General features: G+C 60.0%; 11 protein-coding genes and 5 pseudogenes. 9 read left to right on the forward strand and 7 right to left on the reverse strand.

From position 1 onward, the window contains the following. Window positions 1-41 precede the first annotated feature (41 nt). Entirely contained in the window at window positions 42-389 is a 348-nt protein-coding gene (locus AMK05_RS25795; protein ID WP_064842400.1) for a hypothetical protein, read from the forward strand. Between the two features lie 269 nt (window positions 390-658). On the opposite strand, the gene AMK05_RS25800 is transcribed toward AMK05_RS25795, so the two are convergent. From AMK05_RS25800 to AMK05_RS35675, 3 genes and pseudogenes are all read right to left on the reverse strand, one after another. Next, complete coding sequence (locus AMK05_RS25800) at window positions 659-1,132, reverse strand: helix-turn-helix domain-containing protein (RefSeq protein WP_064842841.1); 474 nt, start codon at window positions 1,130-1,132, stop codon at window positions 659-661. Between the two features lie 505 nt (window positions 1,133-1,637). After that, window positions 1,638-1,820 (reverse strand): annotated as a pseudogene (locus AMK05_RS35670) (non-homologous end-joining DNA ligase); the annotation flags it as partial. 369 nt (window positions 1,821-2,189) lie between these two features. Beyond that, window positions 2,190-2,282: pseudogene (locus AMK05_RS35675) on the reverse strand (hypothetical protein); the annotation flags it as partial. 690 nt (window positions 2,283-2,972) lie between these two features. Here AMK05_RS35675 and AMK05_RS25805 point away from each other — a divergent pair. From AMK05_RS25805 to AMK05_RS25820, 4 genes and pseudogenes are all read left to right on the forward strand, one after another. Further along, complete coding sequence (locus AMK05_RS25805; RefSeq protein WP_064842402.1) at window positions 2,973-3,647, forward strand: hypothetical protein; 675 nt, start codon at window positions 2,973-2,975, stop codon at window positions 3,645-3,647. 127 nt (window positions 3,648-3,774) lie between these two features. Beyond that, a pseudogene (locus AMK05_RS25810) lies at window positions 3,775-4,328 on the forward strand (hypothetical protein). 135 nt (window positions 4,329-4,463) lie between these two features. Beyond that, window positions 4,464-5,558 (forward strand): nucleotidyltransferase family protein, encoded by a 1,095-nt coding sequence (locus tag AMK05_RS25815; RefSeq protein WP_012489416.1) that lies wholly within the window; start codon window positions 4,464-4,466, stop codon window positions 5,556-5,558. A gap of 191 nt (window positions 5,559-5,749) precedes the next feature. Beyond that, complete coding sequence (locus AMK05_RS25820; RefSeq protein WP_237352251.1) at window positions 5,750-6,673, forward strand: P-type ATPase; 924 nt, start codon at window positions 5,750-5,752, stop codon at window positions 6,671-6,673. On the opposite strand, the gene AMK05_RS25825 is transcribed toward AMK05_RS25820, so the two are convergent. After that, complete coding sequence (locus tag AMK05_RS25825; protein ID WP_064842404.1) at window positions 6,670-7,491, reverse strand: universal stress protein; 822 nt, start codon at window positions 7,489-7,491, stop codon at window positions 6,670-6,672. The two genes, AMK05_RS25820 and AMK05_RS25825, sit on opposite strands and share 4 nt — an antisense overlap. A gap of 129 nt (window positions 7,492-7,620) precedes the next feature. On the opposite strand from AMK05_RS25825, the pseudogene AMK05_RS25830 reads away from it, so the two are divergent. Next, a pseudogene (locus AMK05_RS25830) lies at window positions 7,621-8,075 on the forward strand (pyridoxamine 5'-phosphate oxidase family protein). 426 nt (window positions 8,076-8,501) lie between these two features. Here the strand turns inward: AMK05_RS25830 and AMK05_RS35680 are convergent. Continuing rightward, complete coding sequence (locus AMK05_RS35680; RefSeq protein ID WP_237352252.1) at window positions 8,502-8,612, reverse strand: hypothetical protein; 111 nt, start codon at window positions 8,610-8,612, stop codon at window positions 8,502-8,504. 293 nt (window positions 8,613-8,905) lie between these two features. After that, window positions 8,906-9,205, reverse strand: a complete 300-nt coding sequence (locus tag AMK05_RS25845) for a hypothetical protein (RefSeq protein WP_029875516.1) — start codon at window positions 9,203-9,205, stop codon at window positions 8,906-8,908. 136 nt (window positions 9,206-9,341) lie between these two features. Between AMK05_RS25845 and AMK05_RS25850 the strand changes: the two are divergent. The 3 genes and pseudogenes from AMK05_RS25850 to AMK05_RS25860 form a co-directional block, all read left to right on the forward strand. Then, window positions 9,342-10,224, forward strand: a pseudogene (locus AMK05_RS25850) (zinc-binding alcohol dehydrogenase family protein); the annotation flags it as partial. A gap of 108 nt (window positions 10,225-10,332) precedes the next feature. Then, on the forward strand, window positions 10,333-11,688 hold the full coding sequence (locus AMK05_RS25855) for a trypsin-like peptidase domain-containing protein (RefSeq protein WP_064842408.1): 1,356 nt from the start codon (window positions 10,333-10,335) through the stop codon (window positions 11,686-11,688). An 83-nt stretch (window positions 11,689-11,771) separates the two neighbouring features. After that, entirely contained in the window at window positions 11,772-12,455 is a 684-nt protein-coding gene (locus AMK05_RS25860; protein WP_064842844.1) for a BON domain-containing protein, read from the forward strand. On the opposite strand, the gene AMK05_RS25865 is transcribed toward AMK05_RS25860, so the two are convergent. Continuing rightward, on the reverse strand, window positions 12,421-13,323 hold the full coding sequence (locus AMK05_RS25865; RefSeq protein WP_064842410.1) for a response regulator: 903 nt from the start codon (window positions 13,321-13,323) through the stop codon (window positions 12,421-12,423). The genes AMK05_RS25860 and AMK05_RS25865 overlap by 35 nt on opposite strands. Between the last annotated feature and the right edge of the window lie 23 nt (window positions 13,324-13,346).

A 13,346-nucleotide genomic window follows, 5' to 3' on the forward strand; every position in this document is an offset into this window, starting at 1 on the left:
GCAAGTTGCAGCTAAGGTCGCGTTCTCGTATGGAGGGTAAAATGCTGAGATTTGTCGGCCTTTCTTTTATGTTTGGGGCTGTCGCCTTCTTAGTCCTCGAGCTGATGCGGTTGCATTGGGGCGATGACTCGATGTTCACAGAGCCTTACCTCGGTTTCTGGTTCCTTTTCGGTGAACTGATCGGCGGGATCGGTGTTCAAACGATCTTTGGATTGTTGATCGGGGGAGCACTTTTTGTCATTTCTCGAACGCCTGACAAAGTTAGGCGGAGCCTCATCACATCGACGATAACCACGACGATTGTCACATCGCTGATGTTGATCGGAGTTTACGGCCATCGAACAGAACGCACAGTCGTCGAGGCTATTAGCCTCAGAGGTGCCTTGTAGACTTTACGCTCAACCGTTTCTCACGCCGACAACCTACAGCCAATTGTCTGCATCACACAGCCTAGAACGTTCGCCCATAGCAAGAGTCGAACCAGCCCTATCGTCATAACAACCCACCAATAAATGACTATACAGATATCGTGTCGGTTGTATCCACAGACGGACCGCTACCAATCGAACCTACCCAGCCACGGCTGAGCCACTGAAGTTCCACAAATACCTCTTACGCCACCGACAGATCAAGCCGCCTGAGTGGCCCTCTCGGATGCTTACTTCTGTTCTTCCATCTCTTCATCGACAATCGAGCTGACGAGGGCAACGACCCGGCTGCGCACACGCGGAGAAAGGAGCAAAACGTCGTCTATCAGACGCCGTCCCTCCGCCGTGGAAATGTAGGCAATCTTCTCATCGATCTCTGTTATGATTTGCTGGCCCTGAGTGGTTTCGGGATCTGGAAGACCTTCGAAAAACCTCGAAACAGGGATCTTGAGGCAATTGGCAAGCTCGTAGAGCATCGAAGCGCTGACGCGGTTCTTACCGCTTTCATATTTTTGTACCTGCTGCAAACTGACCCCGATGCCGGCGCCGAGATCCCCTAGGGATACATTCGACTGCATTCGGCGGATACGGATTTGCTGTCCGACATGCCGATCAACTGGATGCACCAACTCGCCCGCTAAATTCGACTGTTCGGCTTGCGCAGGCCTCGAAGTCCGGACCTGTGCTGCTGCATAGCGCTTCATGGTGGACACCCCGATGGCGAGTTTCACGCGGTGCGCCCCCGCTGAAAACTCGCTAAACCCACTGATCGGGGAGTTGGAAACCGTACAAGACGGTCCTGTGGCCTTTAGTTCCGAGGAACCTGGACATACGCCACAGGCTCCTCGACCGAAGGTCAAGGAGTGTGGTGTCGAATCGGCCGACACCAACCGCTTGTAGGGGTTTCCACACCCCAAGGCAGCGCGTACTGCCTCGCTGCGAAACCTAGTTGAAATCCGCCCGCCGCGCAACCGAATGCTTCACAAGATTCAATGGCTTCGCTCTTCCAACGCTCCGCGAAGAGCCTCGGCGCTCCTGAATACGCCAAGTGGCGCTGTGTGAGCCGCGGCCGAACGATTGGCGTCAGCCGCAGGCTAACGATCTGTTCTGGGTCCGTACGCAATGGCCGGAAGGGTCGTCGGAACCTTTTTGCTGCGGAGTGATCTGGTTGAAGTCGGCGTATTTCACCTTAGGCGCCACCTCCGCTTGTTAGGATGGATGGCGAAGTTTCCCATCAGCTGTCCAGGAAACTCGCTCTCGGCGACCAGGGTCGGCTCGACTAGCGGCACTTCAGGAATAGGGCAGGGGCGGCTGCTTTCGCTTCCAGCGCAGCTTGTCCAGCATCTTCCGCAATCGGATGGCCTCGGCTTCCTTGAAGCCCGTTGATGCAGACCGACCGAACCTCGACGCTGTGTGCTCTCGCATCACACAATCTGTGCCGGCGCATAAAAACCCATCGGCTGTGGAATTGATGAGCGCGGCGCAGAAGGCGTCAGGGTAATGGCCTCGCCGCTCTGGGCGGCTGCTCGGCGGGACGATATCCGACAAGCGAGTGTGCCGGCTTCGCTGCTCGAATCGCCGAACGCCGTGCTTCTGCTACACCTCGCATCGGCTGGGAGGGGCGCTGACGCCGGTTCCGGAAACGCCGGTGAAGGGGGGGTGTCTCGATATTGGGCCGGGAAGGCGCGCACGCGGATGGATCATCGCCCTCATCCCAGTTTGAGCTTTTCGATTTGCCGTAAAAGGCTCCAGTGCGCCGGACTACTTGGCGACATGCCAAACGCCGCCGACGCCATCGCCGGTCATATCGCCGGGCTTCCTGTCTCCGGCGAAGGTGTAAAGCGGCTTACTTTCCCATTTCTCAGTGGTTTCGTCGGAAATCCGCGGGTTATAGGCATCGATGATTGGAGCTGGCGGCATTCCTCGCGGTACGGGACGATCATGGTCGATCTCCGCCCCACTTCTGCCCAAGGGGTCGCAACGATCTTGGCTTCCATATTTGAAGATACAACACTGTGCCGGCCCAGCGACATTTCCTTATCAGCTTCGTCACCACGCCGATTGTGGTGCCGAGGAAGATCGCATAATGGATCGAAGGGAACTGGCCCGGCAGGCGAGCAAAGAAAGACAAGGTTGACAGGCGCATTGCTTCTTCGATTGAGGGTTCGGCAGTTCATGCGTGACGACGGTGGTGCCGATCGATCGGGCCTTCGCCCGTGCGCGCTGGCAACGCCGGCGCTCTGGATGCGCTACATAGACCGCGTCGGGGTTGGCGGAAAATCTTTTAAAACTCCGGCGATGCACAACAAGGAAGCTCGCCGATAAGTTGCCCACGTGCAACTTTTGGATCAGTACGGTTTGACTTCGTTCAGGGCCAATGTAGCCTCACCCGTCTCATCCCCCATTCGACTGGCCACGAATTCTGCTCCTGGAAAGGTGAGGTGGACATTTGAGCGTGGCTATAGACGGGCAGCCCGGTAATCGTTATTTCGGATATACCGCCCCATCACCAAATCATCCCGTGAATTTTCAAGGCCTTATATATTGAAAAAAGTGCAACGCAGTTTTGCCGTCGAGTACAAAAGCGGCAGACGAAAACTCGATACTAGGTCGAACTCGATCTGGGGCAACGTGGACCTAAAGTCCGTCGCTCGCGACTTAGACGAAGAGGCAATGCCGTTTCTGTCGGATAGCTCTCAGAGTGGCAAATCCGACAGCGAAAATTCTCTACCAAAACCACATCAGGCTGAGTCGTTGTTGACACCGCCTCTTGAGCCGTCGACAACTGCATCAGATGCACAGGAGATAAGCATGGCCGACGAGACTGATACTGCAACCAGTGCCGATGTGCCGGCCGTTGTCGAAACGCCAATTACGCCGAAGAAACAGCGCAAACCCAGGGCCAAGCAAGCCGCGGCACTCGAGACGACGTCAGCTAACACTACGGCAGAGCCGGCAGCTGCTCTGGCCGGCGCCGGTGGTGTGAAGAGGAGAGGGCGCAAGACAAGGGTGATCGAAGCTGCGGCGAGCGCCAAACGCGCACCTGTGCGCCGTGCTCCGAAGGCGGTGCAGACAGCCTCGGCCGCGCCGACGACAGCGATCGATGAAATGGCGGACCTCCTGCAGTTAGAAGAGGAAAATCAGCGGCTGCGCAAGCTTCTGGCTGAAAAACTTCGCGCTGAAAATGCCGATCTGCGCAAACGGCTCAAGCTCGATTGATAAAAGCAGCTGGTCAATCGCCGGCCGCATTTCCATGCTTATCAAGAGATAAAATTTGGCGACGGTGAGCTGTTGCCGGAATGAAGACTTACTGCCTGCTTGCGGGATAAAACGCGAGGTCGGATAGATGGCGTCTCCCTGGAAATTTCTTGCCCGACTGGTCTCACCGGGACGCGAACAAAAGCGAAAAAACGGCTCGACCGAGAAGGTTTCGCCGGAGGCGTTGCCTAGTTCTGGTCCGACTGAAACGCCTGCCGAGGACAGCCTGAATAGCGATGGTCGGCCGGCAGGCGCGGAGCTACCTCGTCACGGTCAACCCGGTGCAATTTCCCTCAAGCCTGTGCATTCCGAAGAAGCCGAAAGCGATGTCCACGACAAGGTCGACGGCGAAGTTGCCGAAATCGTGGAGGTCGCTGATCCCGCTATGTCAGGTGGTACTGGTTTCGACGTCACCGCTGCGAATGATGCCGCTAGGCTCAAGCGAATTGCCGAGTCGCACCGCGCGAGCAAAGGAGCCGCAGCAAGGAAGCGGTGGCGATTGCAAACGATCCCCAATTTATCCAAACTGCAAACGGGATGAGCCTCGATGACGAGATCAGGATGCTCAGGGATCAGCTGGCCAGAAAGCTAACGTTGCAAAACGCGCAGTTGAGAAAAATGCTGGAGCGGTTTGAACGATGAGCGTGACGCGCTGCCTGCCTTTTAAGCTTGTTGCAGGTGTCCTTTCAAGGCGATAGAGGCGGCATCCTATCTTGCGACCTATCCTCACGACGGTTATACTGTTTTTGAAAAACAGTATAACCCTGGAGTCGAGCTATGAAGTCCATCGACCTCATGTATCAGACGATGCTCGCTGAGCTCGGTCAGCGCTCGCTCGACGCCGCTTGGACGGCCGATTTCCCTCCGGAGGGTCGGTTCACCCCGGCAAACATCAAGGGGCGCAAGTACTGGTATTTCGACATCCCGGATGGACATGGTGGTACGAAACGTCGTTACGTCGGTTCCGCTGATGATCCGGTTATCGCACAGCGCGTAGCTGATCATAAGCGGGACAAGGACGATCTACGCGCTCGCAGGCGCTTGGTAAATACCCTGACCCGCGAAGGCGGGATGATCGCCCCTGACGCCATGTCGGGCGATATCGTCGAGGCTCTTGCCGATGGCGGTCTCTTTCGGCTCCGGGGTATTCTCATAGGCACGGTGGCCTTTCAGTGCTATTCAGGGCTGCTCGGTGTCCGTCTTCCCATGGCTGCGATCCTGACCGGCGATGCTGACATCGCCCAGGACTATGCCATCAGTCGGGAGGTCGAAGATAGTCTGCCTCCGATCCTTGAGTTGCTGCAGGGCGTCGACGCCAGCTTTCGTCCAGTTCCACATCGATCGGGAGCCGCGGTCTCGTCAGCGTTTCAGAATGCCGACGGCTACAGGGTTGAGTTCCTGACGTCGAACCGTGGTTCGGATGACTACATCGATCAGCCGGCGAAGATGCCCGCTCTTGGTGGCGCCAGCGCGGATCCACTGCGCTTTCTCGACTTCCTCATAAGGGAACCCGTCAGGACAATGCTGCTCCACCGAAGCGGTGTTCCGGTCGTCGTCCCTGATCCGTCCCGGTATGCCGTCCACAAGCTAATAGTCGCCAGCCGCCGAAACACGGACGGGCAGGGGCCGGCGAAGCGTGAGAAGGACATCCGACAAGCTGCGCTGCTCTTCGAAGCGCTGCAGCAGACAAGGCGATCTACTGACTTGGCGCTCGTCTACAACGAAGCATGGAGGCGCGGGCCTACATGGCGAGAAGGTATTCGAACCGGGGCGGGAATGCTGCCAGCACAAGATGCCGAGCGGCTCAACACGGTCCTGACCGAGGGCGGAAAAAGAAACGGCGAAGAAATTGAACTTCCGTTTGGAGAATAGGCCGTCTTTCAAGGCTAAGCAGTTGATTTGATTCGAAGTCGTGAAGACAATGAAGATGAATATGGTCCTGCGGGGTCCTGTGCCGAATATCTGCATCGCACGGTCTCAGATCTGGCCCCGGCCAGCGTCGGGCAGGCGAAGCGCTGATCTACATAGCAAGGGGGTCAATCGAGAAGATCGCGGTCGGCGACGTGCTCCTGATACGCAAGGGCGACGTCGTACCGGCCGACGGGGCTCTCGTCAGCGAAGTCGCGACGATCGACCAGGCGGTCCTGACCGGAGAGCCCTTAAGGGTGCGCATCGCGAGGGATGGCAACATTTCAAGTGGCGCTACGAACGAGGGGGACGTGATCGAAATCCGCGTTCTAAGTCGCGCCGAGACAGCACCTATGCCAGAATACCGGAATAGTGAGGCTCGTGGAAGCATCGAGGCGCTCCAAGGCGAAGCTGATGCGACTGGCCGACCGGTTCTCGGTGTGGTTCTTGTTCGCCACGGTAGTGATTGCAGGCGTCTCGGCGTTCATGTCCGGAGACCGTCAAGGATCGTGGCCGTGCTGGTCGTCGCCACGCCCTGTCCGTTGATCCTGGCCGTACCCGTCGCACTTGCGAAGGAGGGCGTTCTGGTGAAGGATGCGGGACCTCTCGAGGCACTCGTCCAGGCCACCGTGGCGGTGTTCGACAAGACGGGGACGCTCACCGCGGGACAGCCCGAAGTCGGCCACATCGAGGGATCGGAGCATCCTAACAGGATCCTGCGGCTGGCCGCCTCGCTGGACCAGGCGTCGGGCCATGTGGTCGGACGCGCGCTGGTGGACGAGGCGCATAGACGTGGGTTGGTAGTGAGCCGCCCATCGGAGGTGACCGAGACCGCGGGATCCGGAATCGTCGATGGCGTGCGCGTTGGCGTCGGAGGAGACGCCTATTTCGCAGAGGCGCCGCCGTCCGGGCCTAACGGGTCAGGCAGCGCAATGCGTGTCAAGGTAGTGTTTGACGGCACGCCGGCTGGCACGATCACGCTCGAAGACCGGCTTCAATACCTTCCGCCAGTCGGCGGGGCATTGCTTCAGGAGGCCATCGACGTCGCGGTCATTCTAAACGCCCTTCGCGCCCTCTAATGGGCGAGAAGCACTAGTAGCTCGGCCTTGACGAGAAGTTCTCGAGTGACGCCGCCGAGGATGAACTCACGAAGCCGCGAATGGCCAAATCCGCCCGCGACCAGAAGGTCCGCCTTTCGTTCCAGCGCGGCCGATTGGATGGCGCCTGTCGCGGTCTCGCCGCCTGCCTGGATCGATACGTCATCCACGTCGAGTCCCGAATGCTTCAACGAAGAGATCAGGAGGGCGCGGTTCGCCTCGTCGATCTCCTTGTCGTCGGTGATCGAGATGACCTGCACCTTGATCGCGCGTTCGATGAAGACCCGTGCGCTGGAAAGGGCGCGCGCTGCGGTGGCGCTGCCGTCCCAGGCGACGGCGATCGTGTCCACACGAGAGTAGACGCTGGTGGCTGGAAATAGCACGAGCGGACGGCCGCTTCCGAATAGCAGCGTTTCGGAGAGTTGCCGGGAGAGCTCCGAGGCTTCGACGATGGAAAGGTCGTAGCACTTGGCAATTTCAGAAAAGCGTTCATAGACGAACGGTTCCCTGACCTCGAATCCGTGGATTCGCACCTCGAAGCCAGTTTCCGAAATAGCGTCGGCGATGTGTCCCCGCAGCGAAGTCCCGCTGTCCCGGCTATACCGTTCTGCTTGTCCCCGCCATGTCTCGACATCGATAACGGTGGGAAAGGGCGGATGGACCTGGGGGATCCGGACTTGTGGGATACTGGCGACGAGATGGGCGTCATTCTGCCTAGCGAGGCCGATAGCATTGTCGATTATGGCGAAGGACCTCGCGTCGGGATAGGTCGACAACGGGAGATGGAACTGCGGCTTCATGCTTGCCTCCTGAGGTTAAACTTCCGTCATGATGCATGCCGCTGAGAGAGTTCGCATTGCGCTTGGTCAAGGCCGCGGCGCAATGAAGCTCCTATAATCGCGCCTTCATCGAAGCTGGAGGACACGGCCATGACGATCAATCTGACCGAGATCAACCCCGGTGAGTGCTACCGCATCCTGGAGAACGAGCGTTTCGGTCATCTGGCATGCTGCAAGGATGGGCAGCTCTACGTGGCGGCGATCTATTTCGCCTTTTCCATGGCGTCGCCTATAGCTTCACCATGCCCGGCAAGAAGCTCGACTGGATGCGGGGAACGACAAGGTCTGCCTACACATCGAGCAGCGTTCGAGCGCCGGCGGGTGGACGAGCATCGTCGTCGAAGGCAGGTTCGAGGAATTTCCTGACAGCGAGGCGCGACAAAGCGAACGGCTCCACGCGTGGTCTTCTCCAAAAGTATTCGGACTGGTGGGAAATCGGCTCTATGAAGCCCCAGGAGTTCCCCATGCCCGATGGCTCTCCTCATGTCTTCTACGGCATTGCCGTCACGGCCGTGTCGGGACGCAGTGCAGTCAGAACGGAATGACCGTCGATGCTCGAGCCGAACCCGCATCCCACAATCGGAGCACCACATGCCATATCTACGCGGCCTATATCCAAGCGCCACATCTAATTTCACCTCGCACCCGCGTTTCGCGCGGGCGCTCTGATTCAAGACGAGATCTTTGCCGGTCGGCCGCGGTCACTGCGGATTTGACGGCGTCCGCCGCCCGGCGAGGGCTTCGATGCTTTGAATTTCTGACTCGACTTGCCCGCAGTATCGACCACGGTGATGCGGTCGAGGTTCTTTCGGACTATGTCGAGGGCGAGCTGGAGGAGTATCCTAGAGAGGTGGCGCGACTGTGTGAGGCCGGGTCACGAACGTTGTCGCACGCCGCCGAAATGTGTCGCGACGTCGCCGCCGGTCAGGCCAACGAGGCTGAAGCGAAGACGGTCGTGTGAAGCCCGCGGCTCATCGGATGGTTCGCAAGACGAGCACGGAGCATGGTGCGCGCTGCACGACGTGGCCCACGACCGAGGCGAAGACGCGGTCGAGCACGTCGTCGCGGCGAGAGGCGATCACGGCGAGATCGGCGGCATCTCCTTTGCGATGGCGACGATGAGCTGCGACGGGTTGCCCGCTCGGACGTGTATAGAAGCAGGAGTCTCGGTCGACCGCGGGGCTTCCGAAAGTCTGGTCTCGGAGGCTCCCATCACCTCAACCGCCCAATCGTTCGGCGAGGCCGACGAGGGCAGGCCCTCCACCGCGTGAACGAGGTGGAGGCTTCCGTTGGGCGCGATTTGCGCGTGGGCCGTTTCGACGAGGTGGAGCATGCGTTGCCGGGATCCTCGGCCGACGGCGCCGTGGCGAACATGTCAGTATATGTCCTTGCCAGACAGGCTAACGAACTCGGTCGTCAGTCCGTCGTCATGCGCTTCCTTGAGAAGCCGATCGGCGCTCATGATGTCGAGACACATGGTGCCCGTGAAGGATTGCCGCAGGGCGCAGCAGAAGTGATCTCTCGCCCATGCCTGGCCTCGCGGCGTCGCCGCCGTCACTTCCCAGCGATCCTCGTCCCGACGTCCGAGAACAAGGTCTGCGGACGTTCGCTCGACGGGAGGAATGGTCGTGGCAGCGTTCGTTTCTGTCTTGCCGGTCTTTTCTTGTTCGCGCATGTCCGTCTCCTTTGGATGAGGTCGTGGCGCTGTGTCCAGGAGCCTATCTGTCCCCGGGCGTTTGTCTTTGACGAGCATCAATCCGGATGTTTGACCGGGATCAAGCCAAGGTGGGGAAGGTGGCGATACGACTGTGGCCTGCGGCGTCTGCCGGACGGACCTTCACGTCTGCGAAGGAGACCTCTCCCAGCCAAAGCTTCCTCTCGTTCCAGGGCATGAGATTGTCGGAACCGTGATCGCAACGGGCGAGGGCCTTCCTCGTCGCCTTGTCGGTCAAAAAGTCGGGGTACCTTGGCTGGGCCACACCTGCGGGCACTGAGCAATTGCCGAGAGGGTCGCGAGAACCTGTGCAACGATCCTGGCTTCACGGGTACACCATCGACGGCGGCTTTGCTGCCCATGCGGCGGCCGAGGCGGGCTACGCGTTCGAACTGCCTGAAGATGCGGACCCGGTGGCGACCGCGCCTCTTCTCTGCGCGGGCCTCATCGGGTGGCGATCCCTGAAGATGGCGGGCGAGGGGAGGACGATCGGCATCTATGGGTTCGGCGCGGCCGCCCACATCCTCGTGCAGGTGTGCAAGCATCGAGGCCAGAGCGTCTATGCGTTTGTGCGTCCCGGTGACGAGGCCGGACGGAAGTTCGCGCTTGATCTTGGCGCCGTCTGGGCCGGGTTTTCCGGTGAAAGGCCGCCGGTGCCGCTCGACGCCGCCATCATCTTCGCGCCGGCCGGCGAGCTCGTGCCAATGGCGCTCGACGTGGCGCGGAAGGGCGGAACGGTGGTCTGCGGCGGCATCCACATGTCAGACATTCCGAGCATGCCCTATCGTCTGCTCTGGGGCGAGCGGCGGGTCGTCTCGGTGGCGAACTTGACGCGGAGCGACGGGGCGGAATTCTTCTCGATCGGGAAGGCGGCAGGGGTCAGATGCTTCACCAGCGTCTACCCCCTCGAGCATGCGAACGAGGCTCTCGACGATCTGCGCGCAGGCCGCGTCTCTGGAGCCGCCGTGATCGTTCCGTAGCCGATGTTCCCCTTGACAAGGATCAATGCGCTTTGCTTGCGCTACACGGAAGCTTCTTCGTCAAGACGTCCGCCGACAACCGGCGGCGCTTCCGCAAGGAGATCAGAGATGTCGCGTTCGTTGCTCGCCTTGGCGGCGCTCTTCATCGCAGGTGAGAGCCTATTGTCGGCTCCAGCCGTTGCAGGCAGCCTGTCGCTCGCGCCGATGCTCCAGCGTGTCGTGCCGAGCGTCGTCAGCATCTCGGTGCAGGGCAGGGAACTCGACGACGCGGATGCAACGCTTGCTGATCCCTTCTACAGAAAGTTCTTCGGACTACCTGACGACGCTGCGCCGGCAGAGCACAGCTTCCAATCGGCCGGATCGGGTGTCGTCATCGACGAGGTCCACGGCTACATCGTCACCAACCAGCATGTCATAGCAAGCGCCTCAAAAATCGAGGTGGCGCTCTCCGACGGCCGACGCTTCCAAGCGAAACTTGTCGGCGCCGATCCCGAGACGGATGTCGCTGTCGTTCAAATTCCACCTGATCATCTTGTTCAAGCCGAGTTTGGAAGCGCGTCCTTGCTTCACGTCGGCGACGTCGTCGTGGCGATCGGGAATCCCTTCGGCCTGGGCCAGACCGCGACGATGGGCATCGTAAGCGCGCTTGGGCGCCGTGCCGTGGGATCGGAGGGGTACGAAGGATTCATTCAGACGGACGCGTCGACCAATCCCGGCAATTCGGGCGGCGCGCTTGTAAGCGAGGACGGCGTCGTGGTCGGGATCAATAGCGCGATCATCGGCCCCGCCGGAGGAAGCATCGGCATCGGTTTTGCGGTCCCAGCCGAGACTGTCGGCATCGTGATGCGGCAGCTCATCCTGACCGGCAAGTTGGTACGCGGCGAGGTGGGAATTTTAACGCAGGACCTGACGCCCGGTCTCGCAAAGGCGTTCGGCGTCGATGAAGGGGCGGGCGCGCTGGTCAGCGAAGTCCTTCCGGGTTCGCCGGCGGCAAATGCAGGAATTCAGCCGGGCGACGTCATTCGGATGGTCGACGGAAGGACGGTGCGCGGCGCGTCCGACGTTCGAAGGCTTGTGGGATCGCTACCGTTGCAGTCCAAGCCGTCCTTCCAGATCGACCGCGCGAGCCGAAGGATAGAAGCATTTCCCGTGGTGTCCGACGCACCGGTTGCCGAACCGGCCGCTCCGCGTACCATTCATATCGCCCGCGGCCCTCTCGCCGACGCCGAGATGGCGAACTCTCCCGATGGTCCCGGCGCCCGCGTCGTCGTCGTCGCCGAGGGTTCGGTCGCGGCACAGGCCGGCCTGCAGCCGGACGACGTTATCGTCGCTCTCGACCAGCAGCCGCTGACGGACGTCGGGCAACTCCTCTCAATACTCGTGAAGGAGCATGCCCGTGCTCTCATCACCGTCGTGAGGAACGGCCACCGCCTCTTCGTGGCCGCTGACGTGCAGACCCAGTAGCAGCCCGCAGACCGTGTTCTGTCCGCTGAAATTCCAAGGTCGCTCTGGTGCTTGATGAAGATCAACGACGAAAATCTGCGGCGCTGTCACGATCGGCACGTCGCAAACCTGAAGGAGGTTGTCATGAACGACATTCAACTCAGACAGAACTCGACGAAGTGGAATTCGAGCCCAGCATCGACGCGGCTGATATCGGCGTCGCGGTCGATAGCGGGATCGTCACAGTGACTGGTCACGTGCGCACCTACGCGGAGAAAGAAGCCGCAGAGCGCGTGGTTAGTCGCGTCAAGGGCGTGCGCGGAATAGCTGCCGATATCGAGGTCCGGATTTTCGGGCCGAAGGAAACAGACGACGACGACATCGCCCGGCGAGCTGTCAAAATGCTCGACTGGAACGTTTCCGTGCCAAAGGATTCGGTGCAGGTGCGGGTCCTCAAAGGGTGGATCACCTTGCGGGGAGAGGTCGAGTGGCAATATCAAAAGAACGCGGCCTACGACGCCGTGCGGGATCTCGCCGGCGTAGTAGGGGTGTCCAACCTAGTGGAGCTGAAGCCGCATATTACGGCGGTGGATGTCAAGAAACGCATCGAGGATGCTTTCCAGCGCGACGCCGCTCTTGAGGCCGATGCAATCAGAATCGACGTCCAAGGCAGAAAGGTAATCCTCTCCGGCAAGGTGAAGACCTGGTCGGAACGGCAGGCGGCGGAGCGCGCTGCATGGTCCGCTCCAGGGATCAGCACTCTCGACGACCGACTGACGGTCGGGTGATCGAATATCGGGATTGGCTAGACATTACTGCTCTGCCCACACTCAGCAGCAAGGGCGCCGCTGAGCGCCCTTCGCATAGAGCCCAATTTCCTTGATCGACTTGCGCGCAGATCTCGTCTTCGGAACGAAATTCCGCACCACCCGTTGCAGAGCCCCCGTCGCGAGCACAAGGCGACCATTGTTGTTCTTGGAGAGCGACCTTGGGTGGCGACGTAGGCTGGGATCTTCCGCGAAGAAAGATATGAGTCCCCGCTACGGCAGCGCGATTGAGGTTCGGGTTTGATTTTTCTAAATTGAAATCCTGCTGTCGAGCAGAATCGCTATTAGGCCTCGCGGCGAGCAGCAGCCTGAGACGGGTCGACATCTCTGATGCAGTGTACGGCTTCTTCAGCCAGCCGGCGCCCGCTTCGATCTCCTTTTCCGCGGCATGGGGTTCAGAAAAGCCCGACGTCAGGAGAATTTTCACCCTCGGCCAGCGCTCCCGGACATTCCGGGCCAGTTCGTCGTCGTTCATTCCCGGCATGGCCACATCACTGAACAGGAGCGCTACGCCATGCCCCGCCTCCAGCTCCTTCAACGCGTCGATCCCGTTCGTAGCTTCGATCACGAAGTAGGCAAGCGTCTGCAGGCGGCTGACCGTCACTCGGCGAACTCTCGCGTCGTCCTCGACCACCAGGATAGTTTCCGTGCCCCGAGGCGGGGCTTCCTCAGCCCGCTGCTCGTTCGGATGAGAATCCTTTCCGGCGTCGGCGCGTGGAAGAAAGAGGCGCACCGTCGTCCCTTCGCCAAGTTTGCTGTAGAGCTGCAGGTGCCCTGCGGATCGCTTTGCGAAACCGTAGACTGACCTTGCCCCGTCGAGATAATCCATTTTGAAGTAAGCTCTGGCCCATT

Origin of the sequence: Rhizobium sp. N324, assembly GCF_001664485.1 — a bacterium.
GTDB lineage: Bacteria > Pseudomonadota > Alphaproteobacteria > Rhizobiales > Rhizobiaceae > Rhizobium.

What these genes read in the sequence shown, in the direction of transcription:
- AMK05_RS25825 (WP_064842404.1), bottom strand. Translation starts at nt 7,491, where the DNA reads ATGAAGCCGCAGTTCCATCTCCCGTTGTCGACCTATCCCGACGCGAGG.
- AMK05_RS25795 (WP_064842400.1), top strand. Translation starts at nt 42, where the DNA reads ATGCTGAGATTTGTCGGCCTTTCTTTTATGTTTGGGGCTGTCGCCTTC.
- AMK05_RS25815 (WP_012489416.1), top strand. Translation starts at nt 4,464, where the DNA reads ATGAAGTCCATCGACCTCATGTATCAGACGATGCTCGCTGAGCTCGGT.
- AMK05_RS25845 (WP_029875516.1), bottom strand. Translation starts at nt 9,205, where the DNA reads ATGCGCGAACAAGAAAAGACCGGCAAGACAGAAACGAACGCTGCCACG.
- AMK05_RS25865 (WP_064842410.1), bottom strand. Translation starts at nt 13,323, where the DNA reads ATGGATTATCTCGACGGGGCAAGGTCAGTCTACGGTTTCGCAAAGCGA.
- AMK05_RS25855 (WP_064842408.1), top strand. Translation starts at nt 10,333, where the DNA reads ATGTCGCGTTCGTTGCTCGCCTTGGCGGCGCTCTTCATCGCAGGTGAG.
- AMK05_RS25800 (WP_064842841.1), bottom strand. Translation starts at nt 1,132, where the DNA reads ATGAAGCGCTATGCAGCAGCACAGGTCCGGACTTCGAGGCCTGCGCAA.